Consider the following 26258-nt stretch of genomic DNA (forward strand, 5'->3'; position numbering starts at 1 on the left):
TTCGGCGCGGCGGCATGAGCAACGGCGCTGGTGAACGGCGCGGAAAGCGCCAGCAGGGACGCGACCCCACCCAGCGCGAACGTATTCCGTCGCAACCGGAATGGAGCAGCCCAATACGACAACCGGGTATTTTTGCCGTCGCCGCGCATTCCCACCTGACCATTGCTCGTTAACCAGACCGTGCTGTACCGGTCACAGTAGACCGTGGTCTAATCCCACACCAGAAAGGAGCCGAATTGAGCATTTACGTCAGCGGCGCACTCTGGGTTCTAGGCGCCGCGGTCATCTCCGCCGTTCTCGTCGTCATCACCCGCCGGTTCGGCTCGGAGGAAGTGGGCGAGAAGAACCTCGGCGCAGGCGGCTCGGTGTTCAGCATCGTCGCCGGCCTGCACGTCGTGCTCGCCGCGTTCATCCTGATCTCCCTGTTCGACGCGGCCAACGGCGCCGAGGAGCAGGTGCAGAAGGAGGCCAACGCGCTGGTCGCGGTCGACTGGGCGTCGGACTCGCTGCCCGAGCCCGCGAAGTCCACCGTCGACGAACTGATCCGCGACTACGTGTCGACCGTCGTGCAGGACGAATGGCCCCGCATGCGTGACGGCGAGAGCGTGGACAACCAGGGCTGGACCACGTTGAACCGGCTCAGGGACACGATCTCGGCGGCGGCGCCGAACGGTGGCTGGCAGGAGGACCGCAAGGCCGAGGCCGCGAACCAGCTCTGGGCGGTCTACCAGGCCAGGCAGGAACGACTGGACGCGGCCGACAACGGCGTCAACCCGGTCGTATGGCTCGCGCTGCTGATCGGGACCGGCCTGTCGCTGCTGTTCCCGTACCTGTTCGGCGGGCCGACCCTGACCTCACAGCTGCTGATCACCGTCACGCTGACCTCGACGCTGGTCCTGCTGCTGTTCGCGATCCATCAGCTGCAGAACCCGTTCGACGGTGGCGTGCTCATCCCGTCGGACGCGTTCAGCTCCGCGCTGGACAGGCTGAGTTAGCGCGAATCGGTCGTTCCGTCCGATTCCTCGATCTGCACGGACAGCACTTCGCCATCGATCACGTTCGGCAAGGGGTTCGTGGAAGTGAAGTAGCGATTTGCGAATGAGCCGACCGCTCTGGTAGAGGCGGCGTCGACGCCACCGCCGATGACGCCGCCCAGCAGCGGAACACCCTTCGCCACGACCGTGCCGAGTTTCTTCGTGCCGTATTTCGTGATGAGCGCCGACGCGGCTTTCTTCGTGAACTGCTTGATGCCGACCTTTTTGAACAGCTCGGTTCCGGCGTTGCCGAGCAGGCACAGCAGGATGGCCATCTGCACCTCGTCGCTGTCCACGTCGTGGCCGCGCAACGACGCGATGGACGCGATGAGGTGCGTCTGGATGACGTAGGTGGCCGCGACGTTGGACGGCAGCGACACCGGCAGCGTGATCAGGCCACCGAGGTTCGTGACGAACCCCTGCGCACCCGCCAGCGCGACGTGCGTGCGGATGAGGTGCTTGATCGCGGCGGTCTCGTCACCCCTCTTGACCAGCGCGTCGGACGCGGACTCGCGGGCGCTCTTGAACGGGCCGAAGCCGTCCACACCGGCGCGCAGCAGGTAGTCGGCGATGCCTTGCTGAACCTTGTTCAGCTCACCCTTGGACTCAGCCACAATCCCGACATTACGCGTCCACCGGGCGCGGTGAGACCTCAACCGGGGAGTCGGGCGTCGTCACCGCGCCCGTGCTGCCGTCGACGGTGATCCGCTCCCCCGTCCTGATCCGGGTCACGGCCTCGCGCACGCCCACGACCGCCGGGATGCCGTACTCCCTGGCCACGACCGCGCCGTGCGAGTTCGCGCCGCCCATCTCCATCACCAGGCCGCCCGCCGTCAGGAACAGCGGTGTCCAGCCGGGGTCCGTCGACGGCGCCACGAGGATCTCGCCGGGTTCGAGGTGCGCGCCGACGGGGTCCATGACGACGCGGGCGATGCCGGTGATCGTGCCCGCCGACGCCGGCGTGCCGACCAGGTCGCCCTCGACCGGCGTGCCGTGGTGCACGGCTTCGGGTTCCGTGCCGTCCGACAGCAGGACGCGCGGGATGTGCCTGCGTCGCATCTCGCGGTCGTAGACCTCACGGCGCCCGGCCACGAGCGTGCGCAGATCTCCTTGCGGGGAGCGCATTTCCTCGAAGTTCAGGAAGAACACGTCGTCCGCGGCATTGAGACGACCGTCTGCGGCGAGCTGGGCGCCGATCTCGGCCAGGCGCTTCCGCAACGCGCCGAACAGGGTGATGATCAGGTACTTCGGGTACTCCCGCAGGCCGGCGAGCAACCTGGTGCGGCGCAACGCGAAGCGCACGAACCAGCCACGTCCCCGCGCACGCCGGGCGAGCGTCTCGATCATCGCCTCGGCTTCGGCGGCGCCGCGTGCGAAGACCGCGTCCGGGTGGGCCTGGTCGTCCTCCAGGCGAAGGAAGTTCTTCACGACGCCGACGACGTGCGCCGGGTCGTCCGACCACCTCGGCAGGCCCAGGTCGATCTCGGCGACGGCGCGGTGGCCCCACCGGGTGAGGAAGCGGTCGAGCGCGGCCGGGCGTTCGCCGTTGCGGAACTGCCGCAGCGCGACCGGGTCGTGCCGGATCTCCTGCGCCAGGTCCCACATCGCCATGTCCATCTCGGTGGTGATGTTGTTCGGCAGGCCGCGCAGGACGGTCTGCAGCTCCCCCGGCTTCGTCCGCACGACCTTGCCGACCAGGCCGAGCATCGCGAACCCGATCAGCGCGGTGGGCGCGAGCCTGGGCAGCACCGGCACGGTGCACTGCCGCAGCGCCTGTTCGATGGAGAGTCCGGCGGACTTCTCCAACACGTCGCGCTCCATCCGCAACGCGGTGCGCACGGCCTTTTCGGGGTTCACCAGTGCCTTCACCGCCGTGACGGGCACGTGGAACCGGCGCGCGAGCCTGAAGACGCGCTTCAACGCGGGTGCGGGCGAGGAGTTCCTGATCGCGAACCTCGGGTCGTCGAACAGACCTCGCAGCACCTCCGACGAGCGCGCCTCCATCACGCCGAGCAGGCGCGTGACGAACTCGCGGCCGACCTTGCTCCGCAACACCTTGGTGACGTCGAAGAAGATGCGCTCGCCGCTCTCCACATAGGACTGGCTCTGCGGGTCGTCGATCACGATCTCGAAGGCGGACTTGGCGATCTCCCGGAACGCGGCGCGTCCCATCGGCGTGATCGGGCGTTCGAGGCCCTGCGCGAGGCTGAAGCAGAAGTACGCGTGAGCGCCACCGTCCACGTTGTCCGGCAACGGGAACAGCGTCGTGATCGGCCTCGTCTGCGTCAGGTGCAGCTCGCCGTCGTCGTCGATCGCCCACTCGGTGTCCTGCGGTGAGCCGTAGTGCCGCTGCACCTTGCGGCCGAGGACGGCGAGCGCGTGGATCTGCCCGTCGGTGAGGCACTGTTCGTCGGACTCCCCGACCTCGAGGTGCTCGGTGCCGCCACCGGGCAGCGAGCGGATGACGAACTTCTTGTCGCCCAGCCGTTTTTCGACGATCTCGCCGCCGTCGACGACGAAGTGGTCGGGGTTGACCGCGCCGGACACGACGGCCTCGCCGAGTCCGGGGCTCGCGTCGATGACGATCTGGTCGCGCGTGCCGGTGACGGGTTCGCCGTGAACATCACGCCGGACACCGCGGACTGCACCATCCGTTGCACGACAACGGCCAGGTAGGTCGTGGTGTGGTCGATGCCGTTGGTCTCGCGGTAGCTGACCGCGCGGTCGGTCCACAGCGAGGCCCAGCACCGGCGCACGGCGTCGACCACCGCGTCCTCGCCGACGACGTTGAGGAACGTGTCCTGCTGGCCCGCGAAGCTCGCGAACGGCAGGTCCTCGGCCGTGGCGCTGGACCGCACGGCGACCGGCGTGTCGTCGCCGAGTGCGCGGTACTCAGCGACGATCGCGTCCCAGATCTCTTGCGGCACAGGGGTTTCCAGCAACGTCCTGCGGGCGTTGTCCGGGGTCGTGCCCGCCAGTTCGTCGGCTTGCGCGACGGCGCGGTAGGCGTCCGTAGTGACGCAGAAGCCCTGCGGCACCGGCAGGCCGGCCCTGGTGAGCTCACCGAGGTTCGCGGCCTTGCCGCCCACGGTGGCGAGCATCGTGCCATCGATGGACTTGAAGCCGATGGTGAGCGCCATGGTTACCCCTCCAGGTTCCGCCTGAAGAGGAGGTTACGAGCGTTCGGCCAAAAACTCAACACGTGATGAATAAATCACTCCGCCGAGTCAAAGAAGCTGATCAGAGCGGCGTGCCCAGTCCGGGAGGGGTTCGCGGGCGCGCCGCCAGTCGTCGGGCGGGCCCGTGACGATGCCGCCGACGATCGCGGCCGTGGTGTCGACGTCTCCCCCGGCCCGGACGCACGCCGTGATCGCCGCTTCGTAGTCGTCCAGGTGATGGGCTGCGACCCAGAGCGTGAACGGCACGGTGTCCTGCGCCGTCACGCGCGAACCGTTGCCGAGCACGTAAGCCGCTTCCTCGGCGTTGCCGATCTTGCGTGCCTTCTCGATCCCCTTGCGCACGAACGAGTCTTCGAGGTGGTCGAGCACGGCGCCGAGCAGGTCACGTGGTGGCCCCGTGGCGGCTTGCCGGCCACGAGGTCGGGCAACGAGCGGCCGACCATGAAGAACTGTGCGCCCAGAGCGTCGCCGACGGAGAGGCCGTCGAGCGAGGCGTATGCGAGGTCCAGGCGCGCACGAGTGTGCAGAACTATGCGCATCACCTGCGATTTTACCGGTTCGGCCTGCGCTGGTCGCGTGGATTTGGACGCGCTGTCTCGTGGTGGACGCGTGCGTTCAGCGCGACAGCCCGGCCGGTGTGAAGACGAAGCTGTCGCGGAATCCGCCGTCGCCGCGCCTCGTCGCCATCAGCCGCATCTCGGGCATGAAGTGGAAGAACACCAGCGACCCCGACCTGTCCGGGTAGCCGAGGGTCTTCGAGTACTTGGGGTTCGTGCCGCCCAGCCACAACGGCGGTTCGCCGTACTCGGCGATCACGTCGTCGAGCAGGCAGTCGTGCTCGCTCAGCACGCCGGGGATGCGGCTGTCCGCGTCGAGGCTGAGCCAGCCCTGCCGGTGCGCGAGATCCGCGTATACCGACGCCATGACGTCCTCGCTGCGGTGGCCGAGCGCCTCGTGCACGGCGCCGCTGACCATGGCCGCGTTCGCCGCGCCGCGCTTGACCAACACCTCGAGCTCGTTCTGCCACCGCTCCGTGCGGTCGTCGGCGAACGCCAGCGCGTCGAGCAACGTGAGGATCACCGCCTCACCGCCGTACATGCCGGGACGCCGGACAGCGGCGTTGAGCTGTCCGAGCAGGTAACGGCGTAAGTCGTCGAACGAAGGCATCTCTCCCCCTTAATGCGAGATGTTCTATCAGTTGCGAGTGGGCGAAACAGAATCGCCTTCACGACCGACAGGGGAGGCAACGACTGGGGAGGACCACTTGAGCATCACCAACCGGCAGATCGTCGCGTACTGGGTCGAGCACGAGGTCGACCTCGTCATCGACTGGAGCACCGCCCACGAACGGTGCTGGCGCTGCGGTTACAGGTCCTCACTGGAGCAACACCTCGTCGTGCCCGCGTCGATGGGTGGCGTTCGCGCCACGGAGAACGTCGTGCTGCTGTGCGGGCGATGCGTCAGCGAGTCGCCGAGCCACGTGGATCCGCAGTACCTGTGGCGCTGGCTGCGCGCGACGTCCGTGGCGGTCAACGACACCTACTGGACGTTGAGGGGCTGGGAGGAGTTCGAGGTCATCTTCGGCCGCAAGCCGCTGGAGTGCTTCCAGGGGGCGCCCGTCGACCACCGCTCGTTGAACGCGGAGTGCCGGGCGCTGGCGGCGGACGAGTTCGCGAAGACCGTCGTCCGTTTCGGGGAGGGGCGGCTCAACCCGTCGACGATCGCGTGCGTGATCGCGGAGATCGAGAAGAAGCTGGCGGTTCGTCACGGCATCACACTGCCGTGACGGACCCCAACTTCTGTTAGAGGGTCTGGCCTCCGAGAACAGGTGGAGCCCCGAACGCACGACGGCGTCGAGGCCCCACCTGTTCTCTCAGAACTCAGCTGCAGCCGGACGTGCTGCCGCAGCCCTCGCACAGGTAGCACGAGCCGGCCGGACGCATCTTCGTGCCGCAGGTCATGCACAGCGGCGCGTCCGCGGCCTTGCCCAGGTGCAGCTCCAGCAGCTCGGTGGAGCTGCCGACGTGCTTCGGCGTCTCGACGGCGGCCTCGACCTGCTTCGGCGCCGACTCCACCGCTTCCACCGACCCGCGCAGACCCTCGAGGTCCACGTCGGACGTCGCCGGGGCGCCGTACTCGCCCGCGACCTGCGCCGAACGCTCGTCGGCGGTGAAGATGCCGAGCTGCGCGCGCTTGTCGTAGGGCAGGTAGTCGAGTGCCAGGCGGCGGAACAGGTAGTCGAGCACGGAGGTCGCGATGCGGACGTCCGGGTCGTCGGTCATGCCCGCCGGCTCGAAGCGCAGGTTCTGGAACTTCGAGACGTAGAACTCCAGCGGGATGCCGTACTGCAGGCCCACGGAGATGGACATGGAGAACGCGTCCATCACGCCGGCGAGCGTGGAGCCCTGCTTGCCCAGCTTGACGAAGATCTCGCCGAGGCCGTTGTCTGGGTAGGAGCCGGCGTGCAGGTAGCCCTCGGCGCCGCCGACCGTGAACGACACGGTCTGCGACGGGCGCTTCTTCGGCAGGCGCTTGCGGACCGGGCGGTACTCGACGACCGTGTCCGAGGCCTTCTTCTCCTCGGTGGCCTTGGCGCCCTTGCCGGCGGACAGCGGCTGGCCGACCTTGCAGTTGTCGCGGTAGATCGCGAGCGCCTTCAGGCCGAGCTTCCAGCCCTGGTAGTAGATCTCCTCGACGTCCTCGACGGTGGCCGTCTCCGGCATGTTGACCGTCTTGGAGATCGCGCCGGACAAGAACGGCTGCGTGGCCGCCATCATCCGCACGTGGCCCATGGGCGCGATGGAGCGCTCGCCCATGGCGCAGTCGAAGACCTCGTAGTGCTCGCGGCGCAGGCCCGGCGCGTCGACGACGTGGCCGTGCTCGCCGATGAACTCGACGATCGCCTCGATCTGCTCGTCCAGGTAGCCGAGGGACTTGAGGGCGCGCGGCACCGTCTGGTTGACGATCTGCATCGAGCCGCCGCCGACGAGCTTCTTGAACTTGACCAGGGCCAGGTCCGGCTCGATACCGGTGGTGTCGCAGTCCATCATCAGGCCGATGGTGCCGGTGGGGGCCAGCACGGACGCCTGGGCGTTGCGCCAGCCGTTCTTCGCGCCGATCTCCAGCGCCTGCTGCCAGGCCTCGGTCGCGACCTTGTGCACCGACGAGTCGTTCGCGTGGTAGGTGCGGATCAGGTCGTTCGCGGCGGCGTGCTTGCGCATGACGCGCTGGTGCGCCGTGGCGTTGCGCTTGTAGCCGTCGTAGGCGCCGACCATGCCCGCGAGCTCGGCGGAACGGCGGTACGAGACACCGGTCATCAGCGAGGTGATGGTCGCGGCGAGCGAGCGGCCGCCCTCGGAGTCGTACGCGTGGCCGGTCGCCATGAGCAGCGCGCCGAGGTTCGCGTAGCCGATGCCGAGCTGGCGGAACTTGCGGGTGGTGTCCGCGATCGGCTCGGTCGGGAAGTCCGCGAAGCAGATCGAGATGTCCATCGCGGTGATGATCAGCTCGACGGCCTTGGCGAACGTGACGGCGTCGAACTTGCCGTCGGTGCCGAGGAACTTCATCAGGTTCAGCGACGCGAGGTTGCAGCTCGAGTTGTCGAGGTGCATGTACTCGGAGCACGGGTTGGACGCGGTGATGCGGCCCGACTCGGGGCAGGTGTGCCAGTCGTTGATCGTGTCGTCGTACTGGATGCCGGGGTCGGCGCAGTCCCACGCGGCCTTGGCGAGCTTGGTGAACAGGCCCTTGGCGTCGACGCGCTCGATGACCTCACCGGTCTGGCGTGCGCGCAGGCCGAAGTCGTTGCCGGCCTCGTAGGCGTGCATGAACTCGTCCGAGACGCGGATCGAGTTGTTCGCGTTCTGGTACTGCACCGACACGATGTCCGCGCCGCCGAGGTCCATGTCGAACCCGGCGTCGCGCAGCGCGCGGATCTTGTTCTCTTCCTTCGCCTTGGTCTCGATGAACTCCTCGACGTCCGGGTGGTCGACGTCGAGGACGACCATCTTGGCCGCGCGGCGGGTGGCGCCACCGGACTTGATGGTGCCCGCGGACGCGTCGGCGCCGCGCATGAACGACACGGGGCCGGACGCGGTGCCGCCGGAGGACAGCAGCTCCTTCGAGGAACGGATGCGCGAGAGGTTGAGGCCGGCGCCGGAGCCGCCCTTGAAGATCAGGCCCTCTTCGCGGTACCAGTTGAGGATCGACTCCATCGTGTCGTCGACCGCGAGGATGAAGCACGCGCTGACCTGCTGCGGCGAGCTGGTGCCGACGTTGAACCACACCGGCGAGTTGAAGCTGAACACCTGGTGCAACAGCATGTAGGTGAGCTCGTGCTCGAAGATCTCGGCGTCGGCGTCACCCGTGAAGTAGCCGTGGTCCTTGCCGGCGCCCACGTAGGTCTTCACGACGCGGTCGATCAGCTGGCGCAGCGACTGCTCGCGCTTGTCGCTGCCGACGGCACCGCGGAAGTACTTGCTGGTGACGATGTTCGTGGCGTTCACCGACCAGGACTCGGGGAACTCGACACCGCGCTGCTCGAAGTTCACCGAGCCGTCGCGCCAGTTCGTCATGACGACGTCGCGGCGCTCCCACGTGACGTCGTCATAGGGGTGGCGGCCTTCGGTGGTGTAGACGCGCTGGACCTTCAGCGCGGCAGGCTTGGCAGCCGCCCGTGCGGCTGTCTTCTTGGCTGAGCCGCCGACGGTCTCGGTCACGGTGGATCTCCCTCGTGCTGGTGCTTAGGAAAAAGAAGGATTGCTTCGCGCGCTTCACGGCACGCGGATCACTGCTCGGCCGGTGCTTCCTCGGCTCTCGCAGTGCGAAGATCAAGAATTTCCTTCTCGAAGTCCTCGACGGACGAGAAGGACCTGTAAACGCTCGCGAAGCGCAGATACGCGACCTCGTCGAGTTCGCGCAGGGGGCCGAGAATGGCGAGCCCCACCTCGTGGCTGGCGATTTCCGCACACCCCGTCGACCGGATCGACTCTTCCACCTGCTGCGCGAGCACCTGGAACGCGTCCTCGTCGACCGGGCGGCCCTGGCACGCCCTGCGCACGCCGACGACCACCTTGTCGCGACTGAAAGGCTCCGTCACTCCGGAGCGCTTGACCACGGCGAGAACCGCTTCTTCGACCGTGGTGAACCTTCGGCTGCAGCTGTTGCAGGAGCGGCGACGACGGATCACCTGACCCTCGTCCACCTCGCGGGAGTCGACCACCCGCGAGTCCGAATGGCGGCAGAACGGACACCGCACGCCACCTCACCCCTTCCCCGCGCAGCATCCATCGCAGCAGCCTCACTGGTCGGGTTACCCACAACCTGTGGACTACTTACAACGGTGCAACCACTAGATGTAGGGGTAGAACCTAGATCGCAACCGACGCCCGGCGCAACTCGACACGGCGCGTCGCGTGTCACCCTGTTGGGCGAACCGCCGACGATCAGCGGTGATTACGCAAAAAAGCCCGCCGGTGACGGAGGGTCCACGTCACGGCGGGCAGCGAAAACACAAGATGCAGGGGCAGACCTACGGGGTGACCCCCGCCTGCTGTAGGTAGAGCACGCCGAGCGCGACCACCGTGAGTGCGCTCAAGACGCCGACCGCGATCAGTTCGAACAACGACTCGCGCTTCGGCCGGACCTCGCACGAACTCGACTCGCGCGTGGCGGGCACGACGACGGGGTGCGGCCTCGTCGCCGGGCGGCGCGGCATGACCCGAGGACCCGAACGGAGCGGACGCCCCGCTGCGACATCCGCATCCTCGACAACGCGCAACCGCTTCTCGACGAGCACCGCCATCACGACCTCCATCGCAGGTCAACCACCTTGATCGAACAGGGGTTCGATCGAACGTCCGTGCGAATTTCTACCAGACCCGCACTCCGAACGCCACAACACGCGCCGAAATACCTCGAACAGGTGTTTGATCTGTGCAGCAAACACGACTACCGTCGAGCACGAAGATCGACGGAGGCCGGAATCCCATTCGAACTGGGGGCGGCGAGGAGGACAGCGACCGTGGCAGGCAAGACGATCGACCCGGATCCCGCTCTTGTGGAGACACAGTTGAATGAGATCGCGGGGAACGCCGGCCTGACCCTGCGTCAGCGCAAGGTGCTCGACGTGATCCGCGACTGGGTCGACCGCTTCGGCTACCCGCCGAGCGTGCGCGAGATCGGCGAGGCCGTGGGCCTCACGTCGACCTCGTCCGTCGCGTACCAGCTGCGCGCGCTGGAGCGGAAGGGCTTCCTGCGCCGCGACCCGAACCGCCCGCGCGCGGTCGGGATGCTGCCCAACGAGATCGACGCCGGTCTCGACCCGATGTCCAAGCCGACGCCCGCGTACGTGCCGATGCTCGGCCGGATCGCGGCCGGTGGCCCGATCCTGGCCGAGGAGTCGATCGAGGACGTGTTCCCGCTGCCGCGCGAGATCGTCGGCGAGGGTGAGCTGTTCCTGCTGCGCGTCGTCGGTGACTCGATGGTCGACGCCGCGATCACCGACGGCGACTGGGTCGTGATCCGCAAGCAGCCCACGGCCGACCAGGGCGAGATCGTCGCCGCCATGATCGACGGCGAGGCGACCGTGAAGACGTTCAAGCGCAAGGACGGGCACGTGTGGCTGATGCCGCACAACCCGGCCTACCAGCCGATCAACGGCGACGAGGCCACCATCCTGGGCAAGGTCGTGACCGTGCTCAGGCGTCTTCCGTAGTTTTCAGCGGCCCGCCGTCCGGCTCGAGTCAGCTGGACGGCGAGCCGTCTCACACGGACGGGAAGGCCTCATAGGTGTTGCCAGCGGGGTCCTGCGCGTAGGCGATCCAGCGGCCGTGGTCCCGTGCGGCCAGACGGGCGCCCAGCGCGACGGCCATGGAGAGCGAGCCCCCGAGGAAGATCGCGTGCTGCCCGGTGCGCGCGTTTTCGTTCAGCGAGGCCCCCTGCCACTCCCGGCAGACCAGGTCCACCACGCCCGCGAGTGCCGACGCGCTCCCGTTCCGCAACGCGGGCGGCGGCGTGATCATCAGCAACAGGCCGATCCCGTCGCGCCTGCACGTGGCCTTGACCTGGTCGAAGTACTGGTCGCCCGCGCCGTGCAGGTCTACCGCGATGGCGACGCGGGTCAGGTCGCCCGTCTCGAGGGGCCTGACCCGGCCGTAATGCGATGTCTCCTCGCTGTCGAAGGTGCGCGGCGACAGCAGCGGAACACTCGCGGAGGTCCCGCCCGGCCCGATCTCGTGCACCACCACCTCGCGGGCGAAGGGGTAGTCCGAGATCTTGGCTCCGAACACGAAGGCGACATTCTCCGCCATCGCCGGGAACAGGTTGATCGCCGTGGCGTCCGGGGCGGCCCATTGCACCCACGCGGAACCCTCCGCGGTCTTGTCGGCGAAGTCGTCCAGCACACCGCGCTCGCCCGCGCTGTCCGGTTCCAGGTCGACGTTGACCTTCAAGGTGTACTCGCACAGCGACTTGCTGACCTTGTCCGCGCGCTGCTCCAACTGACGGATCCGGGCGTGTCCGCCGCGGGGACCGGTCAAGGCCGCCACGATTCCGGTCTGCGTCCGACTGCCCGCCGTCACCCGCTGCCACACGCCGAACAGGAGGATCGCCAGGCCCGCGATCGCGAGCGCCAGGAACCACCAGCGCCCTCCCACCTCACCGGTCACGAAGCACTTGGTGACCTCACCGCCGAAGGTCGCCATCAGGACACCACCCACCGCGATCTGCGTGGTCCCGTCCGCGACCGCGGCCACCGCACTGCTCCACCTGCTCGGCGGCTCGCTGGGCTCTGCCACCGTGAGTCTGGCCCGCACCGGCCGTTTCGCCCTTGTCATCGCATCCACCCCGTCCGCGAACCGAACTCGCCTGGTGATCAGCTTCCGCGTACGGCTGTCGTGCCGTGGCTTGGCGGATCACCACCAGCATAGGTCGTCCTATTCAGGAGTTTCCCAACTGGGAAACCCGCTGCTCATGATGCATACTGGTCCAGGGTGTTGACTTGGACGAGGTGAGCAATGGACACATCAGAGGAGTTCGGGGCCGAGCTTCGGCGTCGCCGCGCCGCCGCCGGCCTGACGGCCACCGAGTTCGCCGCGCGCGTCCGCTACAGCAAGGGCTTCGTGAGCAAGATCGAGACCGGCAAGAAGGCGCCGAGCACCCAGTTCGCGCGGATCGCCGATGCCGTTCTCGAAGCGGACGGGCAGCTCATCGCGCTGCACGAGAAACCTTTCGTGCCGCGAGCCGAACCTCCGGCTTCGCCTCCACCTGGCCGGCCCGTCCCCGAGGACGTTCCGGCCGAGACGCCGCGTCTGCTCGACGACACCGAGGCCGAGCAGACGCTGTCCGCGTTCGAAAGCATGTACGACGAGGTCCGCAAGCTCGGTCAGACGCTCAACCCGTCGGTGGTGGCGAGCATGCTCGTTCCCCACATCGCCGCGCTGGAGTCGCTCGCGGACGCTCTGCACGGGTCAATGCGCAACGACGCCCTGCGGCTGACCGCGCACCTCACCGACTTCGCCGGCTGGATGACCCAGGAGGCGGGAGACGACATCACCGCGCGCGCCTGGATCGACCGCAGCGCGGCACTCGCGCGAGTCGTCGGGGACAACGACATGATCGCCCACGCCTACGTGCGCAAGGCGAACATCTCGCTGTACCAGCAGGACGCCTACGGCACCATCACGGCCGCCCAACAGGCGAGCAGGTTCGCGCGCACTCCGCGCAGGCTCAGTTCCTGCCTGTCCCGCGAGGCCCAGGGGCACGCGCTCGCGGGTGACTTCCGGAGTTTCCGCACCTGCATGGATCGCGCGATCGAGCAGGACGCGCTCGCCGAGAGAGAGCGGCGGGCGAAGAGCGGCCCGGTCGCCGGCCCGACGCGAATCCTGAATCCCCTGAAACTGGCCGAGGGCTGGTCGCTCTACGACCTGGGCATGCCCGCCGAGGCCGTCGAGGTCCTCGCCCCGGAACTGGACGACGACCAGAAGACGAACGGCAGGGCGTGGGCGAAGATCGCCGCCCGTCTCACGCTGGCACTGGCGAGCCTGCGCGAGATCGGTCGCGTCTGCGCCCTGACCGAGGAGATCCTCCAGGTGTCCGCGGTGGCTCACTCCGCGACGATCCGCAGCGATCTGCGCCAGCTGGCCAGGATGCTCAACCGCTGGAACTCGGACCCAGCGGTGCGCGAGCTCGCGCCCAAGTTGTCCGCGGCGCTGGTGCCCACCTCCGGTGGTCCCCTGCCGGGCGCCTCCCCCACCGACCTGAAGAGGCGCTGGTGACGAGCATCTTCCTCTGCTATCGCTCGGCGCACGACGCCTACGTGGCCGCGTACCTCGACGAGAAGCTCTCCCAGCTGTTCGGGCGCGACACCGTGTTCCGGGCGACTCGATCGGTGGCACCGGGCGAGAGCTACGACAAAGCGATCATGGGAGCGCTGGAGAGCTGCCGGGTGATGCTGGTGATCATCGGCCCCACCTGGCGTGACGAGCTCGCGGCCCACGACGACGCCCAGGAGGACTGGGTGCGCACCGAGATCACCAAGGCGCTGGCACACGACAAGAAGGTCATTCCGGTCCTGCTGAGCCGCACTCCCCGGCTGACCACGAGCGAGCTGCCGCCGGACATGATCGGCCTGGCCATGCAGCAGCACGTCACGTTCGAGCACCGAGAGCCGGAGGCGGATCTGGGCCGGCTCGTCGCGGTGCTCGAGCGGGCCCTTGGTCTGCACGACGGCGAGACCAGGCGGTGTATCGGCGATGGCGAGTTCACCGTGCTCCGCGAGCCGGGCGACGACGGCAAGGTGGAGGTGGACGTCGTTCAGCGGAATACCGGCGGGTCGATCGTCGGGCGCCTGACCGGTCGTGTGCGTGCGGCTGACCTGCCCCGGATGGCCGCGTTCCTCGCCGATCTTCCGAAGACTCCCTAGGCGCGTCTGCGGAAGCGCAGACCGATGACGAGGGCGGCGACGAGTATGAGACCGCCCAGGGTCAGTGCCAGGGGCCAGTTCTGCCAGGAGCCGCTCGACGGATCCGCGGGTGCGGACTGCTGCTCGTCGGTGACCGGTGGCGGGGTCGTGGTCGTCGGCGCGGGTGGCTGGGCCAGTGCGGCGGCGCCCGCCACGGCGCGGATCGGGGTGCCGGCGCCTTCGGAGGCGGAGAGCAGGGTGCCGTCCGGGTCGAAGGCGATGGCCTCGCCCTGGGGTTCGTTCGGCAGCGGCACTCGGACCGGGTCGCCGGACAGCGCCTTGACGACGTCGCCGTCGGGGACCGGGTAGAGGTACGCGTCGGTGTAGGTGCGCAGGGCGATGACGGAGCCGTCGGCCGTCGAGGCCGCGCCGGTCACCAGGCGCGAGTCGAGGGTGCCCTCCAGGGGGCCTCCCGGGGTGTCGGTCGACGACAGCGACACGCGGGTGACCTGCTCCAACGGCACCGATATATCAGTTCGCAGCGGAGCCGCCGGGCGATATACCAGTGCGGAACCCAGGGGTTCCTTGGTGATGATGTACGGCGTCCCGGACTTGTCGATCAGCAGCGCCTCGGCGTCGTGCTTGCCGTCCGGGTACGTGACGCGGAACCGCTCCACGGCGCCCGAGGGCGAGACCTTGTGCAGGGCGACCGTGGAGCGGGACTTGTTGTTGTCACCGGTGTCGGACGCCCAGAGGGTGCCGTCCGGTGTCATCGCCAGGTCCTCGACGTCGTACGGGTCGACGGGCGCGGTGATCGTGCGCTTCACGACGCAGTCGCGGCCCATGACCTGGATGCGCAGCGTGCCGTTGTCGCTGTCGCTCACGGCGAAGAGTTCGTTGCCGTTGGACGTGAGCCCGGAGAGCTCCTGCATGGCTACCGGGCACACGTCCACCGGTGGAGGCGGGAGGATCAAGCAGGCGTCCCGTTCGTCGCGAACTCCCCGAGGACGCCGGCGAGGTCCGGGCGCACGCGGGCGCTGAGCAGCGTGCCCGACTCCGTGTGCTTCTCGGACAGCACCTCGCCGTCGCGGTGCACGCGGGCGACGACCTCGCCGCGCGCGTACGGGACGAGGGCCTCGACCACGACCTCGGGCCGTGGCATCAGCTCGGCGATGCGGACCCGCAGTTCCTCGATGCCGAGGCCCGAGTGCGCCGACACGAACTCCGCGTCCGGGAACAGGTGCCGCAGCCGGGCCATGCCCAGGTCGCCCACCGCGTCGATCTTGTTCACGACGAGCAGCTCGCGCGGCATCGGCGTGCCGGACTCGTCGTTGATCTCGGCGAGGACCTCGCGCACGGCCTTGACCTGCTTCTCCGGCATGCCGTCGGAGCCGTCGACCACGTGCACGAGCAGATCGGACTGGCCGACCTCCTCCAGCGTGGAGCGGAACGCCTCGACGAGCTGGTGCGGCAGGTGCCGGACGAAGCCGACCGTGTCGGTCAGCGTGTACGGCAGGCCTTCCGGCGTCAGCGCGCGGCGCGTCGTCGGGTCGAGGGTGGCGAACAGCGCGTCCTCCACCAGGACTCCGGCGCCCGTCAGCGCGTTGAGCAGCGACGACTTGCCCGCGTTGGTGTAGCCGGCGATGGCGATGCTCGGGATCTCGTTCGCCGTGCGGCGGCCCCGCTTGGTCTCGCGGATGACGCCGATCGCGGCGATCTCGCGGCGCAGCTTGGCGATGCGCGCGCGGATCCTGCGGCGGTCGGTCTCGATCTTGGTCTCACCGGGACCGCGCAGACCCACACCGCCGTTGCCGCCTCCGGCACGACCACCGGCCTGCCGTGACAACGTCTCACCCCAGCCGCGCAGGCGCGGCATCAGGTACTGCAGCTGGGCCAGCTCGACCTGCGCCTTGCCCTCCTTGGACCGCGCGTGCTGCGCGAAGATGTCCAGGATGAGCGCGGTGCGGTCGATGACCTTGACCTTGAGCTTCTCCTCCAGCTGACGCAGCTGGCCGGGCGAGAGCTCACCGTCGCAGATCACTGTGTCCGCGCCGGTCGACTGCACGACGTCGCGCAGCTCGGAGACCTTGCCGGAGCCGATGTACGTCGCCGCGTCGGGCTTGTCCCGCCGCTGCACGACACCTTCGAGGACCTCGGAACCCGCGGTCTCGGCGAGGCGCGCGAGCTCGGCCATCGACGCGTCGGAGTCGGCCGCCGTGCCCTCGGTCCACACCCCGACGAGCACGACCCGCTCCAGGCGAAGCTGCCGGTACTCGACCTCGGTGATGTCCTCGAGCTCGGTGGACAACCCCGCGACACGGCGCAATGCGGCGCGTTCGGCGAGTTCGTAGTCACCCGTCGAGAAGTCGTCTTCCCACGACTCGTCGTCGAACTGGGGGTCGAACTCTGTGCTCTGGATGTTTTCCGTCATTTGCCCTTCATCGTCCCACGGACTTGGTCAGTCCCCCGGATACACCGCGAGGTAGATCGCCACACGGGGAACATCCGGATTGACCGGTTGCGCGGCCAGCTCATCCATCAACGCTGCGAGCCGCTGCTTTAGTTCCTCGGGGTCGACGGTGACGACCAGACGGCTCTGATCCACGTCACTGAGCCCGATGTCGGCGACCTCGCCGAGGAAAGCGTGCAGCATCGCCTCGCCGACGGCGAGCGCATTTTCGCTGTTGTCGAGCTGCCAGGACAGCCCTGTCGACCGGTAGGGGATCTCCTTCGCACCCCTGTTGCCCGCGCGGGGAGGCATCGCCTCCAGGAATCCGGCGGCGACGAGCTTGCGCACGTGGTGCAGCGTCGTGGCCGGGTCCTTGCCCAGGCGCTGCGCCAGCTCCTTGTTGGTGAGCGGGCGGTCGAACGTCATGCGGATCATCCGCAGCCGCAGGTCAGAGCTCAGCGCGGCGGCTTCGTCGCTCGTCGCGGGCCGTCGCTTCCTGGGGAGTGACACGAGCCCAGTCTAAGTGATTGACAGTTTCCAATCACTCAGCGCAGACTCCTCGGCATGGCGCTTTGGGGGCACCCCGACTTCCGCAGGCTATGGACGGGCGACACGATCAGCCAGTTCGGCGCGACCGTCGGCATGACGGTCATCCCGCTGCTGGCCGCCGGCGTGCTCGACGCGACACCGTTCGAGATGGGTCTGCTGGCCGCGGCGAGCACGATGGCGTTCCTGGTGATCGGCCTGCCCGCGGGCGTGTGGGTCGACCGGATGCGCCGCAAGCCGCTGATGATCGCCATGGACGTCGTCCGCGCGGCGCTGATGCTGAGCGTGCCGCTCGCGTGGTGGCTGGGTGTGCTCGGACTGACGCAGCTCGTCGTGGTGAGTCTCGCGGTGGGCGTGTGCACGGTGTTCTTCGACGTCGCCTACCAGTCGTACCTGCCGTCGCTGGTCGGCCGCGGCCAGCTCGTCGAGGGCAACTCGAAGCTGCAGGCCAGCCTGTCGGTCGCGGAGGTGTCGGGACCGGCCATCGGCGGCTACGCGGCCCAGTTCCTCGGCGCGGCCAACAGCGTCCTCGCGACCGGGTTGGGCTACCTGAGCTCGGCGTTCTTCCTCGCGCGGATCCGGACGGTGGAGCCCGTGCCGGAACGCCACCCCGACCCGCACCTGCGCCGCGAGATCATGGAGGGCCTGCGGTTCGTCTTCGGCAACACCACGCTGCGTTCGATCGTGGCCTGCACCGGCACGTCGAACTTCTTCCACGGCATCCAGAACGCCGTGATGATCCTGTTCCTGCTGCAGACCGTGGACCTGAGCGAGGGAACCGCGGGCCTGGTGCTCAGCGCGGGCGGGGTCGGCGGCGTGCTGGGCGCGGCGTTCGCGTACCGGATCGGCCTGCTCGTCGGGCAGGCCAGGATGATCTGGCTCATCCCGCTGCTGACCTGGCCGTTCACCCTGGCGCTGCCGTTCATCTCGGACGGCCTGGGGCTGGTGCTCCCGATGGTCGCGCTCGCGGTGACGTCGTTCGGGATCGTCGTCTACAACGTCGGCCAGGTGAGCTACCGGCAGGCGATCTGCCCCGATCACCTGCTCGGCAGGATGAACGCCTCGATCCGCTGGGTGGTGTGGGGCGCGACGCCGCTGGGCGCGCTGCTCGGCGGCGGGCTCGGGTCGTGGATCGGGATCGTGCCGACGCTGTGGGTGTCGCTCGCCGGCTCGGTGGGCGGGATGCTGTGGGTGCTGTTCTCGCCGTTGCGGTCTATGCGCGACCTGCCGACCACGTCTAGCGTCGAGGCCCATGGCTGATACCTCGGTGCTGCGGGACGGTCTCCACTTCGGCGAGGGGCCGCGACGCGGTCCCGACGGCCGCCTCTACTACTCCGACTTCTACGCGGGCGAAGTGCACGCCCTCGACCTCACCAGCGGTGCCGACGAGGTCGTCGCCGCCTTCGACGGCCAGCCCTCCGGTCTCGGCTGGCTGCCCGACGGAACCCTGCTCGTCGTGTCGATGCTCGACCGCACGGTCCGCAAGCTCGTCGGCGACGACCTCGTCGTCCACGCCGATATATCGGATATCGCGACGTTCCACGCCAACGACCTGCTCGTCGACGGCGAGGGCCGCGCGTACGTCGGCAACTTCGGCTTCGACCTGCACGGCCTGATCGACGAGGTCGGCATCCCCCGCCTGCTCGAACCGGACTTCGACCCGCTGGGCGCGTCGCTAGCGCTCGTCGGGCCCGACGGGTCCGTCCGCGTCGTCGCCGAGGACCTCAAGTTCCCGAACGGCATGGCGCTGCTGCCCGACCCGAGCGGCGAGTCCGAGAGCGGCAACGTCCTCGTCGTCGCCGAGACCGTCGCGTTCAAGCTCACCGCGTTCTCGGTCGACCTCGACGGGTCGCTGCGGGGCCGCAGGGTGTGGGCCGACGTCAAGGAGCTCGGCATCGCACCGGACGGCATCGCGGGCGACGGCGACGGCGTGTGGGTGGCGCCGGCGTTGCAGCCCGCCGTGTTCCGGATCGCCGAGGGCGGCAAGGTGACGCACAGGGTCGAGACGACGCAGACGTGCTTCGCCGTCGCCGTCGTCGGCGACAAGCTCGTGTGCCTGACGGCGCCCGACTCGAACCCGTCCGTGGTCAAGCCCGACCGGCTCGGGAAGATCGAGGTCTACGACCTGGGCTGATGTGCCGAACAGCTGATACCGGGCAACTGATATCGGGCAGCTGATATATCGGATATCGGCTGAAGGTCAGACGAGGGCGTCCCACCAGGACTTGTCGAGCTCGCCGCGCGCGACGAGCACGGCAGGTCCGGTGAGCGTCGACGTCGTCGGCTCGATCGTCACGCGCACCCGGCCGCCGAGGACTTCGACGGTGGCCTCGCCGGTCGTGCGCCCCTGGCCGGAGAGCCACGAGGCGACGGACGCGACGGTGCCGGTGCCGCACGACCGGGTCTCACCGACGCCGCGCTCGTAGACGCGCATGCGCAGGGCGTTGTCGCCGATGACGTTGATGAGCTCGACGTTGACGCCGTGCGGGAACATCACCGGGTCGAAGCCGGGCGGCACGGTGAGGTCGAAGCTCTCGACCGGGACGTCGGTGACGCACGCGAGGTGCGGGTTGCCGACGTCGACCGCGAAGCCGCCGATGCCGGCGCCGTCCACCGCCGCGATGGAGGTGCCGGTGACCCGCGCGGGGCCCATGTCGTTCGTGACGGAGCCGTCCGGGTGCGTCGTCACCGTGCGGTCTCCCGCGCGAGTGCCCACGACGAACTCGCCCTGCGGCTGGTGGCCCGCGTCGACCAGGTAGCGGGCGAAGACGCGGAGGCCGTTGCCGCACATCTCGGCGATGGAGCCGTCGGCGTTGCGGTAGTCCATGAACCACTTGCCACCAGAAGGAGTCGCGGTGCGCACGACGCGCAGCACGCCATCGGCGCCGAGGCCGCGCTGCCGGTCGCACAGCGCCTGGACGCGCGCGACGGTCAGGTCCAGCTGGTCATCGAGGTCGGGCAGGACGACGAAGTCGTTCTCCGTGCCGTGCCCCTTCACGAACTCCACGGGACAAGGTTACCGGCGGCGTCCAAGAGATCCGGCCGAGCACCGTCGAGCCAGGTGATGCGCTGGTCACGCCGGAACCACGACCGCTGCCGGCGCACGAACCGGCGGGTGGCGCGCTTGGTCTCCTCGGCGGCGAAGTCGATGGTGCAGGCTCCGTCCATTGCGGACAGCACCTGCTGGTAGCCCAGTGCGCGCGACGCCGTCTTGCCGTCGCGCAGACCGATCCGGACCAGCGCGCGCACCTCGGCCTCAAGCCCCGACGAAAACATCACGTCCACCCGCTGGTCGACGCGCGAGTCCAGTTCGGACACCTCGCGGTCGACACCGATCTGGACGGTGCCGTACCGCGCGGGGCCGGGCTTGGGGAGGTTCGCGGAGAACGGCTGTCCCGTCAGCTCGATGACCTCCAGCGCGCGCACGATGCGGCGGCCGTTGGACGGCAGGATCGCGATCGCGGCGGCCGGGTCGAGCTCCTGCAACCGGCGGTGCAACGCCTCCGGGCCCACCGACGCCAGTTCGGCCTCGAAGCGCTCGCGGACCGCGTCGTCCGTGCCGGGGAACTTCAGGTCGTCGAGCACCGCCTGGACGTAAAGTCCCGAACCTCCGACGAGGACCGGCGGGCGCCCTGCGGCGAGCAGGTCCTCGATCACGGCCCTCGTCTCGCGCTGGTAGGCGGCGACGGAAGCGGTCTCGGTGACCGACAGCACGTCGAACAGGTGGTGGGGCACGCCACGGCGTTCCTGCACGGGCATCTTCGCCGTGCCGATGTCCATGCCGCGGTAGAGCTGCATGGCGTCGGCGTTGACGACCTCTCCCCCGAACCGCTCGGCGAGCGCGACGGCCAGGTCGGACTTGCCGGTAGCAGTAGGTCCGACAACGGCGATGGGCGTGATCACGGGCGCTCCCAGACGGCGACGTGGTAGCCCACGCCGAACGGTGCGAAGAACTCAGCGCCCGAACAGCGCCAAGGGCCGGGTACTCCGGCGAGGACCTGCCACGCCGCACGGCCCTGCGCGCCCAGTTCGCGGGCGAGGCCGGGGTCGAGGTCGAGCAGGCCGTCCACATCGGCGGCGGCCAGCAGACGGTGGACCGAGTCGTCGAAAGGTCCCGAACGCTCGTCGTCGGAACCGGGCGAGCGCGGGCCGTGCCGGGTCGAGCCGTCACCGAGGATCAGCAGGCCGACGTCCCCGGACTCGGCGGCGAGTTGTTGTCCAAACGAGACACAGTCGGAAGTGGGCAGGTCACGGGGGACGAGTTCAACGCGTGACACCTCGACTGCGCAGCGTTCCCGCAGCCACGCGGTGATTAGCACTGGCAACGGAATCGTGGCGTCCGGCGGCAGGTCACCGCCGAGTGACGCGGGCACATCGACCCCATAACCGAGAAAAGTTCCCGACAGCGGCGGCACGAACGTCGAGGGGCCGCTGTCGTCGACCGCCACCGCCAACCACGGACCGGGCAGTTTTCCTGCTGCGGCAAGGGTTGCGGCGCGTACGGGCTCGGTTTCGGCGGCGGCGCCGGAGACCAGTTCCGGCACCAGGAGGGGTGGGTGCGGCACCACCGCAGCGCGGGTGATCACAACGAACGAGGCTACCTATCGTGGACTCCCAGTACCGAGTCGAGCTCTGACCTGTTTGAATGCGCGCGGGGAACTGGGGACGGGAGACCCTCCAGCGCCCGTATTGCATCGGCCCCGCCAACGGCGGGGCGCCCGTGGCAGGCACGGGCGTCAGATGGGAGGAACCGGCGATGTCGGAGCAGGACAGCACACCGCAGACCGCGGCGGAGACCGCACCGGTCGAGGGTGCAGCCGAGGGCGGGGTCGAACAAACGCCGAAGGAGACCGCGGCGCAGGCGACGCCTCCGGCCGTCCCCGTGGCGTCGGACCACCCTGACCGCTGGGGGCGCGTGGACGCCGACGGCACCGTGTACGTGAAGACCGAGGACGGCGAACGCGCTGTCGGGTCGTGGCAGGCGGGCGAGCCGGTCGAGGGTCTCGCGCACTTCGCGCGGCGCTTCGACGACCTGCGCACCGAGGTCGAGCTGCTCGTGTCGCGGCTCAAGTCCGGCGCCGGCGACCCCAAGCACGCCCTGACCAGCGCGAAGCACGTCAAGGAGCAGCTGGCCGAGGCCGCCGTCGTCGGCGACCTGAAGGCGCTGGCCGCCCGTGTCGAGCACGTGCTGGAGCGGGCCGAGGCGGGCATGGAGAAGGCGAAGGAGGCCAAGGAGGCCGCCCGAGCCCAGTCCGTGGCGCGCAAGCAGGCGCTCGTCGACGAGGCCGAGTCGATCGCGAACGAGTCGACCCAGTGGAAGGTCGCGGGCGACCGCCTGCGTCAGATCCTCGACGAGTGGAAGACCATCCGCGGCGTCGACCGCAAGACCGACGAGCAGCTGTGGCGCCGGTTCTCGAAGGCCCGTGACGCGTTCAACCGCCGTCGCGGCTCGCACTTCGCGGACCTCGACCGCCAGCGTTCGGTCGCGAAGTCGTCCAAGCAGTCGCTGGTCGAAGAGGCCGAGAAGCTCATCGACTCCGACGACTGGGGCCCCACGGCCGGTCGCTACAAGGAGCTGATGGTCGAGTGGAAGGCCGCCGGGCGTGCGCCCAAGGAGGCCGACGACGCGCTGTGGCAGCGGTTCCGCGCCGCGCAGGACGCGTTCTTCCAGAAGCGTTCCGAGGCGTTCAGCGAGCGTGACGCCGAGTTCTCGGCCAACGCGAAGCTGAAGGAGGAGCTGCTCGCCGAGGCCGAGGGCATCGACCCGTCGGGCGACCTCGAAGCGGCGCGCAACCACCTCTACAAGATCCAGGAGCGCTGGGACGCGATCGGCAAGGTGCCGCGCGAGCGCATCCGCGAGCTGGAGGGCAAGCTCCGCTCCATCGAGGAGAAGGTCCGCGGCGCGGTCGACGCCCAGTGGCGCCGCTCCGACCCCGAGGCCGAGGCCCGCGTGGCGCAGTTCCGCGAGCGCGTGGAGCAGTTCGAGGCTCAGGCCGCGAAGGCCCGTGCCGCGGGCGACAAGCGCCGCACCGAGCAGGCCGAGGCGCAGGCCGCCCAGTGGCGCGAGTGGCTCGCCGCCGCCGAGCAGGCGCTGGCGACCCGCTAGAGGTTCTAACGTCCAAGAGCACCTCTCCCACCCGGGAGAGGTGCTCTTGGACGTTCCAGGGCGTGTCCCAGATGAACGTCCGGGACACGCCCTAGCGGCTTATGCGCCACTTCTGGTCGTCGCTGCCCGTGCACAGCGAGGCAATCAGCCAGGTGCCGTTGTCGTACGAGCCGTTGGCGGTGCCCAGGCAGCGACCTGAGGCCACGTGCGCGACCTGGCTGGTGTTCACGGTCTGCCACAGCTGCGCGTCGTTGCCCCACGAGCACGCGTTCGCCTTGATGTGCTCGCCGAAGTTCTCCTGGTACACCGGCTCCATGCAGAGATTTCCGCGCTGGTTGCGGATGCGGAAGACGGACGGGTTCGCGTCCGGGAACTCGCGCGCCCAGAACGGCTGGAAGCTGGTGCCGTCGCTCGCCGGGTGCCGTTCCCACATGACGACGTCGTTCCAGCTGTTCTGGTAGAAGTCCGCGGCGCGCTGGGCGTTGCCGGCGGGCACCAGGTAACCCGGTCCGTCGGTCGCGGGCTTCACGGGCGCCGGCTGGGGCGCGGGAGGTGCCGGCTGCGCAACGGTCGTCGGACGCGGCGGCGGTGCGGTGGTGCGCGGAACGCCCGTCGGCACGGTGCCCGTCGTCACGTCCGACGTCGACGTCGGCGGGGACGGCGCCGGGGTGGTCGTGGCGAGCGACGGCGGGGCGGACACCACCGTGGTCGCCGGGGCGGCCGGCTGGTCGTCGTTCTTGAGGTACACGGCGGCGGCGACGGCCACGGTCAGCGCCGCCACCACTCCGAGGACGATGGCGGCGCGGGCCAGGAGTGACGACTTCTTCCCGGAACCGGGCAGGTACACGTCCCGCATCGTCTGCGCCTGCACGGACGTGCCCTTGTTGTCGCCCTGAATGGTGTTCGCGTTGCCGTCCACCGCATCCGTCACGCCCAGCGAATCGAGGGCGCGCCGGAATTCATTACAGCCCGAACGTCAGAGCTGCGGCGGGCGTGAGGCCGCGATCTTCACCCACTTCACCAGCAGGACGACCACCGCGATCACCGCGATGACCAGACCGATGCCGGGGCCGGGCCCGATGGTCTTGTTGCTCGTCGTCGTCTGCTGCGTCCAGATCGACAGGACCCCGATGATCGACCCCGCGAACAGCCCCAGCGAGCACACCCAGGTGAGCACCCAGCGCCGCACCGCGAGCGTGATCCCGGAGCCGGCCACGCCGACGGCGAGGGCCAGGTACGAGAACAGCGTCGGGAGGAACAGCTCCGACTCGCCCAGCACGACCTGCAGGCCCGTGTGCTCGCCGACCCACGGCAGGATCAGCGACACCAGGATCGCGAGCACCGCGATCGAGATCGTCAGCGCTCCCGTGCCGGGATCGATCCTCTTCGCGGCCTGGCGCTCGACCTCGTCCACTTCGTTGCGCAAGAAGTCCTCATCACTCACTGTGCGGCACACCCCGACACGGCGGGCAGCGGCGCGGGTGCTCCGAACGACGGCAGACCGAGGCCGATGCCCGCGGTCTTGGGCTTGATGCCGGCCTCGGAGCGGTCACCGGCCTTGGTGCGGCGCCACGACAGCGGTTCGCCGTCCGCGACGAGGTAGTGCGGGGCCGCGTACGTCACGACGGTCTGCACCACGTCACCGGGACGCGGAACCGTGGCGCCCGGCGTGAAGTGCACGAGCCGGCCGTCGCGGGAACGGCCGCTCATGCGCAGGGTCTCGGCGTCGCGCTTGCCCTCGCCGGTGGCGACGAGGACCTCGACCGTGCGACCGACCTGCTCCTTGTTCAGCGTGTGCGTCATCTCGTTCTGCAGCGCCACGAGCCGGTCGAAGCGCTCCTGCACCACGGCCTTCGGCAGCTGGTCCGGCAGGTCGGCGGCGGGCGTTCCCGGGCGCTTCGAGTACTGGAACGTGAACGCCGACGAGAAACGGGCCTGGCGCACCACGTCGAGCGTGCCCTGGAAGTCCTCTTCGGTCTCGCCGGGGAACCCGACGATGATGTCCGTGGTGATCGCGGCGTCCGGCATGGCGGCGCGGACCTTGTCGATGATCCCCAGGTACTTCTCGGTGCGGTACGAGCGGCGCATCGCCTTGAGCAGCCGGTCCGAACCGGACTGCAGCGGCATGTGCAGGCTGTGGCACACGTTCGGCGTCTCGGCCATGGCGGCGATGACGTCGTCGGTGAAGTCCTTGGGGTGCGGCGAGGTGAAGCGCACGCGCTCCAGGCCGTCGATCTCCCCGGTGGCGCGCAACAGCTTGCCGAACGCGAGCCGGTCGCCGAACTCGACGCCGTAGGAGTTGACGTTCTGGCCCAGCAACGTCACCTCCAGCACGCCCTCGTCCACGAGGGTCTGCACCTCGGCCAGCACGTCGCCGGGACGGCGGTCCTTCTCCTTGCCGCGCAACGACGGCACGATGCAGAACGTGCAGGTGTTGTTGCAGCCCACCGAGATCGACACCCAGCCCGAGTAGGCGGAGTCGCGCGCGGCAGGCAGCGACGACGGGAACGTCTCCAGCGCGTCGAGGATCTCGACCTGCGCCTCCTCGTTGTGGCGCGCGCGTTCGAGCAGCACCGGCAGCGAACCGATGTTGTGCGTGCCGAACACGACGTCCACCCACGGGGCGCGCCGGACGATCTCGCTGCGGTCCTTCTGCGCGAGGCAGCCGCCGACGGCGATCTGCATGCCGGGCCGCGCCGCCTTCTGCGGGGCGAGGTGGCCGAGCGTGCCGTACAGCTTGTTGTCGGCGTTCTCGCGGACCGCGCAGGTGTTGAAGACGACGACGTCGGCCTGCTCGTCACCGGCGGCCCGCTCGTAGCCGGCGTCTTCGAGCAGTCCGGCGAGCCGCTCGGAGTCGTGCACGTTCATCTGACACCCGAACGTGCGGATCTGGAAGCTCTTGCGAACCTGCGCGGTACTCACGCCCAACACGATAACCCCTGGTCAAACGCCCGAGTCGCGCGGACCGGACAAAGCGGCGCCGACGTGCGCCGTGACCAGGCGAGACCTTCGTCGGGTGCAATCACCGCCTGGCCCCGTGGCA

At 69.0% G+C, this 26258-nt stretch carries 25 protein-coding genes and 1 pseudogene; 8 read left to right on the plus strand and 18 right to left on the minus strand.

Features of this window, described 5'->3' with window-relative positions:
• Window positions 1-236: 236 nt before the first annotated feature.
• On the plus strand, window positions 237-995 hold the full coding sequence (locus ACFWN2_RS23885; protein WP_382430751.1) for a hypothetical protein: 759 nt from the start codon (window positions 237-239) through the stop codon (window positions 993-995).
• Here the strand turns inward: ACFWN2_RS23885 and ACFWN2_RS23890 are convergent.
• The 5 genes and pseudogenes from ACFWN2_RS23890 to ACFWN2_RS23910 form a co-directional block, all read right to left on the minus strand.
• Window positions 992-1648: an EcsC family protein gene (locus tag ACFWN2_RS23890; protein ID WP_382430753.1), complete on the minus strand. Its 657-nt coding sequence runs from the start codon at window positions 1646-1648 to the stop codon at window positions 992-994. The two genes, ACFWN2_RS23885 and ACFWN2_RS23890, sit on opposite strands and share 4 nt — an antisense overlap.
• A 10-nt stretch (window positions 1649-1658) precedes the next feature.
• Window positions 1659-3206, minus strand: coding sequence for a PEP-utilizing enzyme (locus ACFWN2_RS23895; RefSeq protein WP_382431179.1), 1548 nt, complete (start codon window positions 3204-3206; stop codon window positions 1659-1661).
• 150 nt (window positions 3207-3356) lie between these two features.
• Window positions 3357-4174, minus strand: a pseudogene (locus ACFWN2_RS23900) (PEP/pyruvate-binding domain-containing protein); the annotation flags it as partial.
• Between the two features lie 87 nt (window positions 4175-4261).
• Window positions 4262-4795, minus strand: a complete 534-nt coding sequence (locus ACFWN2_RS23905) for an ADP-ribosylglycohydrolase family protein (RefSeq protein ID WP_382431181.1) — start codon at window positions 4793-4795, stop codon at window positions 4262-4264.
• A gap of 33 nt (window positions 4796-4828) precedes the next feature.
• Entirely contained in the window at window positions 4829-5380 is a 552-nt protein-coding gene (locus tag ACFWN2_RS23910; protein WP_382430755.1) for a hypothetical protein, read from the minus strand.
• Window positions 5381-5477: 97 nt separating this feature from the next.
• Here ACFWN2_RS23910 and ACFWN2_RS23915 point away from each other — a divergent pair, with 97 nt between their 5' ends.
• Window positions 5478-5999 (plus strand): HNH endonuclease, encoded by a 522-nt coding sequence (locus tag ACFWN2_RS23915; protein ID WP_382430757.1) that lies wholly within the window; start codon window positions 5478-5480, stop codon window positions 5997-5999.
• Between the two features lie 94 nt (window positions 6000-6093).
• On the opposite strand, the gene ACFWN2_RS23920 is transcribed toward ACFWN2_RS23915, so the two are convergent.
• The 3 genes from ACFWN2_RS23920 to ACFWN2_RS23930 form a co-directional block, all read right to left on the minus strand.
• Window positions 6094-8931: a vitamin B12-dependent ribonucleotide reductase gene (locus ACFWN2_RS23920; protein WP_382430759.1), complete on the minus strand. Its 2838-nt coding sequence runs from the start codon at window positions 8929-8931 to the stop codon at window positions 6094-6096.
• Window positions 8932-8999: 68 nt separating this feature from the next.
• On the minus strand, window positions 9000-9470 hold the full coding sequence (gene nrdR, locus ACFWN2_RS23925) for a transcriptional regulator NrdR (protein ID WP_089924179.1): 471 nt from the start codon (window positions 9468-9470) through the stop codon (window positions 9000-9002).
• 273 nt (window positions 9471-9743) lie between these two features.
• Window positions 9744-10028, minus strand: coding sequence for a hypothetical protein (locus ACFWN2_RS23930; protein WP_382430761.1), 285 nt, complete (start codon window positions 10026-10028; stop codon window positions 9744-9746).
• Between the two features lie 222 nt (window positions 10029-10250).
• Between ACFWN2_RS23930 and lexA the strand changes: the two genes are divergently transcribed.
• Window positions 10251-10928, plus strand: coding sequence for a transcriptional repressor LexA (gene lexA / locus ACFWN2_RS23935; protein ID WP_382431183.1), 678 nt, complete (start codon window positions 10251-10253; stop codon window positions 10926-10928).
• 49 nt (window positions 10929-10977) lie between these two features.
• Here lexA and ACFWN2_RS23940 read toward each other — a convergent pair whose 3' ends face one another.
• Window positions 10978-12048 carry a hypothetical protein gene (locus ACFWN2_RS23940; RefSeq protein ID WP_382430763.1) on the minus strand — a complete coding sequence of 357 codons (1071 nt, stop codon included), beginning with the start codon at window positions 12046-12048 and terminating at the stop codon, window positions 10978-10980.
• A gap of 180 nt (window positions 12049-12228) precedes the next feature.
• Here ACFWN2_RS23940 and ACFWN2_RS23945 point away from each other — a divergent pair, with 180 nt between their 5' ends.
• Window positions 12229-13488 carry a helix-turn-helix domain-containing protein gene (locus tag ACFWN2_RS23945; protein ID WP_382430765.1) on the plus strand — a complete coding sequence of 420 codons (1260 nt, stop codon included), beginning with the start codon at window positions 12229-12231 and terminating at the stop codon, window positions 13486-13488.
• Window positions 13485-14135 carry a toll/interleukin-1 receptor domain-containing protein gene (locus ACFWN2_RS23950; RefSeq protein WP_382430767.1) on the plus strand — a complete coding sequence of 217 codons (651 nt, stop codon included), beginning with the start codon at window positions 13485-13487 and terminating at the stop codon, window positions 14133-14135. The genes ACFWN2_RS23945 and ACFWN2_RS23950 overlap by 4 nt, the downstream gene beginning before the upstream one ends.
• On the opposite strand, the gene ACFWN2_RS23955 is transcribed toward ACFWN2_RS23950, so the two are convergent.
• From ACFWN2_RS23955 to ACFWN2_RS23965, 3 genes are read right to left on the minus strand one after another with little or no spacing between them, the layout of a single operon-like run.
• Entirely contained in the window at window positions 14132-15088 is a 957-nt protein-coding gene (locus ACFWN2_RS23955) for a hypothetical protein (RefSeq protein ID WP_382430769.1), read from the minus strand. The two genes, ACFWN2_RS23950 and ACFWN2_RS23955, sit on opposite strands and share 4 nt — an antisense overlap.
• Window positions 15085-16545, minus strand: a complete 1461-nt coding sequence (hflX, locus tag ACFWN2_RS23960) for a GTPase HflX (protein WP_382430771.1) — start codon at window positions 16543-16545, stop codon at window positions 15085-15087. The genes ACFWN2_RS23955 and hflX overlap by 4 nt, the downstream gene beginning before the upstream one ends.
• Window positions 16546-16572: 27 nt before the next feature.
• Window positions 16573-17073, minus strand: coding sequence for an ArsR/SmtB family transcription factor (locus tag ACFWN2_RS23965; protein WP_382430773.1), 501 nt, complete (start codon window positions 17071-17073; stop codon window positions 16573-16575).
• A 54-nt stretch (window positions 17074-17127) separates the two neighbouring features.
• Between ACFWN2_RS23965 and ACFWN2_RS23970 the strand changes: the two genes are divergently transcribed.
• Complete coding sequence (locus ACFWN2_RS23970; protein WP_382430775.1) at window positions 17128-18369, plus strand: MFS transporter; 1242 nt, start codon at window positions 17128-17130, stop codon at window positions 18367-18369.
• Window positions 18362-19243, plus strand: a complete 882-nt coding sequence (locus tag ACFWN2_RS23975; RefSeq protein ID WP_382430777.1) for an SMP-30/gluconolactonase/LRE family protein — start codon at window positions 18362-18364, stop codon at window positions 19241-19243. Before ACFWN2_RS23970 ends, ACFWN2_RS23975 begins: the two co-directional genes overlap by 8 nt.
• Before the next feature lie 66 nt (window positions 19244-19309).
• Here the strand turns inward: ACFWN2_RS23975 and dapF are convergent, their stop codons facing one another.
• The 3 genes from dapF to ACFWN2_RS23990 are packed head-to-tail and all read right to left on the minus strand — an operon-like array spanning window position 19310 to window position 21695.
• Complete coding sequence (gene dapF, locus ACFWN2_RS23980) at window positions 19310-20116, minus strand: diaminopimelate epimerase (protein ID WP_382430779.1); 807 nt, start codon at window positions 20114-20116, stop codon at window positions 19310-19312.
• Entirely contained in the window at window positions 20104-21012 is a 909-nt protein-coding gene (gene miaA, locus ACFWN2_RS23985) for a tRNA (adenosine(37)-N6)-dimethylallyltransferase MiaA (RefSeq protein WP_382430781.1), read from the minus strand. Before miaA ends, dapF begins: the two co-directional genes overlap by 13 nt.
• Window positions 21009-21695 carry a class III extradiol dioxygenase subunit B-like domain-containing protein gene (locus ACFWN2_RS23990; protein ID WP_382430783.1) on the minus strand — a complete coding sequence of 229 codons (687 nt, stop codon included), beginning with the start codon at window positions 21693-21695 and terminating at the stop codon, window positions 21009-21011. Before ACFWN2_RS23990 ends, miaA begins: the two co-directional genes overlap by 4 nt.
• Before the next feature lie 170 nt (window positions 21696-21865).
• Here ACFWN2_RS23990 and ACFWN2_RS23995 point away from each other — a divergent pair, with 170 nt between their 5' ends.
• Window positions 21866-23215, plus strand: coding sequence for a DUF349 domain-containing protein (locus tag ACFWN2_RS23995; RefSeq protein WP_382430785.1), 1350 nt, complete (start codon window positions 21866-21868; stop codon window positions 23213-23215).
• A 91-nt stretch (window positions 23216-23306) separates the two neighbouring features.
• On the opposite strand, the gene ACFWN2_RS24000 is transcribed toward ACFWN2_RS23995, so the two are convergent.
• From ACFWN2_RS24000 to miaB, 3 genes are read right to left on the minus strand one after another with little or no spacing between them, the layout of a single operon-like run.
• Window positions 23307-24146: a ricin-type beta-trefoil lectin domain protein gene (locus tag ACFWN2_RS24000; protein ID WP_382430787.1), complete on the minus strand. Its 840-nt coding sequence runs from the start codon at window positions 24144-24146 to the stop codon at window positions 23307-23309.
• A gap of 45 nt (window positions 24147-24191) precedes the next feature.
• Window positions 24192-24641 carry a hypothetical protein gene (locus ACFWN2_RS24005; RefSeq protein ID WP_382430789.1) on the minus strand — a complete coding sequence of 150 codons (450 nt, stop codon included), beginning with the start codon at window positions 24639-24641 and terminating at the stop codon, window positions 24192-24194.
• A gap of 14 nt (window positions 24642-24655) precedes the next feature.
• Window positions 24656-26137: a tRNA (N6-isopentenyl adenosine(37)-C2)-methylthiotransferase MiaB gene (miaB, locus tag ACFWN2_RS24010; protein WP_382430792.1), complete on the minus strand. Its 1482-nt coding sequence runs from the start codon at window positions 26135-26137 to the stop codon at window positions 24656-24658.
• Between the last annotated feature and the right edge of the window lie 121 nt (window positions 26138-26258).

Origin of the sequence: Lentzea sp. NPDC058436 (genome assembly GCF_042721515.1) — a bacterium.
Classification (GTDB): Bacteria; Actinomycetota; Actinomycetes; order Mycobacteriales; family Pseudonocardiaceae; genus Lentzea.

Coding starts and splice junctions, on each gene's coding strand:
- ACFWN2_RS23940 (WP_382430763.1), bottom strand. CDS start 12,048: ATGACAAGGGCGAAACGGCCGGTGCGGGCCAGACTCACGGTGGCAGAG.
- hflX (WP_382430771.1), bottom strand. CDS start 16,545: ATGACGGAAAACATCCAGAGCACAGAGTTCGACCCCCAGTTCGACGAC.
- ACFWN2_RS23975 (WP_382430777.1), top strand. CDS start 18,362: ATGGCTGATACCTCGGTGCTGCGGGACGGTCTCCACTTCGGCGAGGGG.
- ACFWN2_RS23930 (WP_382430761.1), bottom strand. CDS start 10,028: ATGGAGGTCGTGATGGCGGTGCTCGTCGAGAAGCGGTTGCGCGTTGTC.
- ACFWN2_RS23895 (WP_382431179.1), bottom strand. CDS start 3,206: ATGGGACGCGCCGCGTTCCGGGAGATCGCCAAGTCCGCCTTCGAGATC.
- ACFWN2_RS23910 (WP_382430755.1), bottom strand. CDS start 5,380: ATGCCTTCGTTCGACGACTTACGCCGTTACCTGCTCGGACAGCTCAAC.
- ACFWN2_RS23970 (WP_382430775.1), top strand. CDS start 17,128: ATGGCGCTTTGGGGGCACCCCGACTTCCGCAGGCTATGGACGGGCGAC.
- ACFWN2_RS23945 (WP_382430765.1), top strand. CDS start 12,229: ATGGACACATCAGAGGAGTTCGGGGCCGAGCTTCGGCGTCGCCGCGCC.
- ACFWN2_RS23995 (WP_382430785.1), top strand. CDS start 21,866: ATGTCGGAGCAGGACAGCACACCGCAGACCGCGGCGGAGACCGCACCG.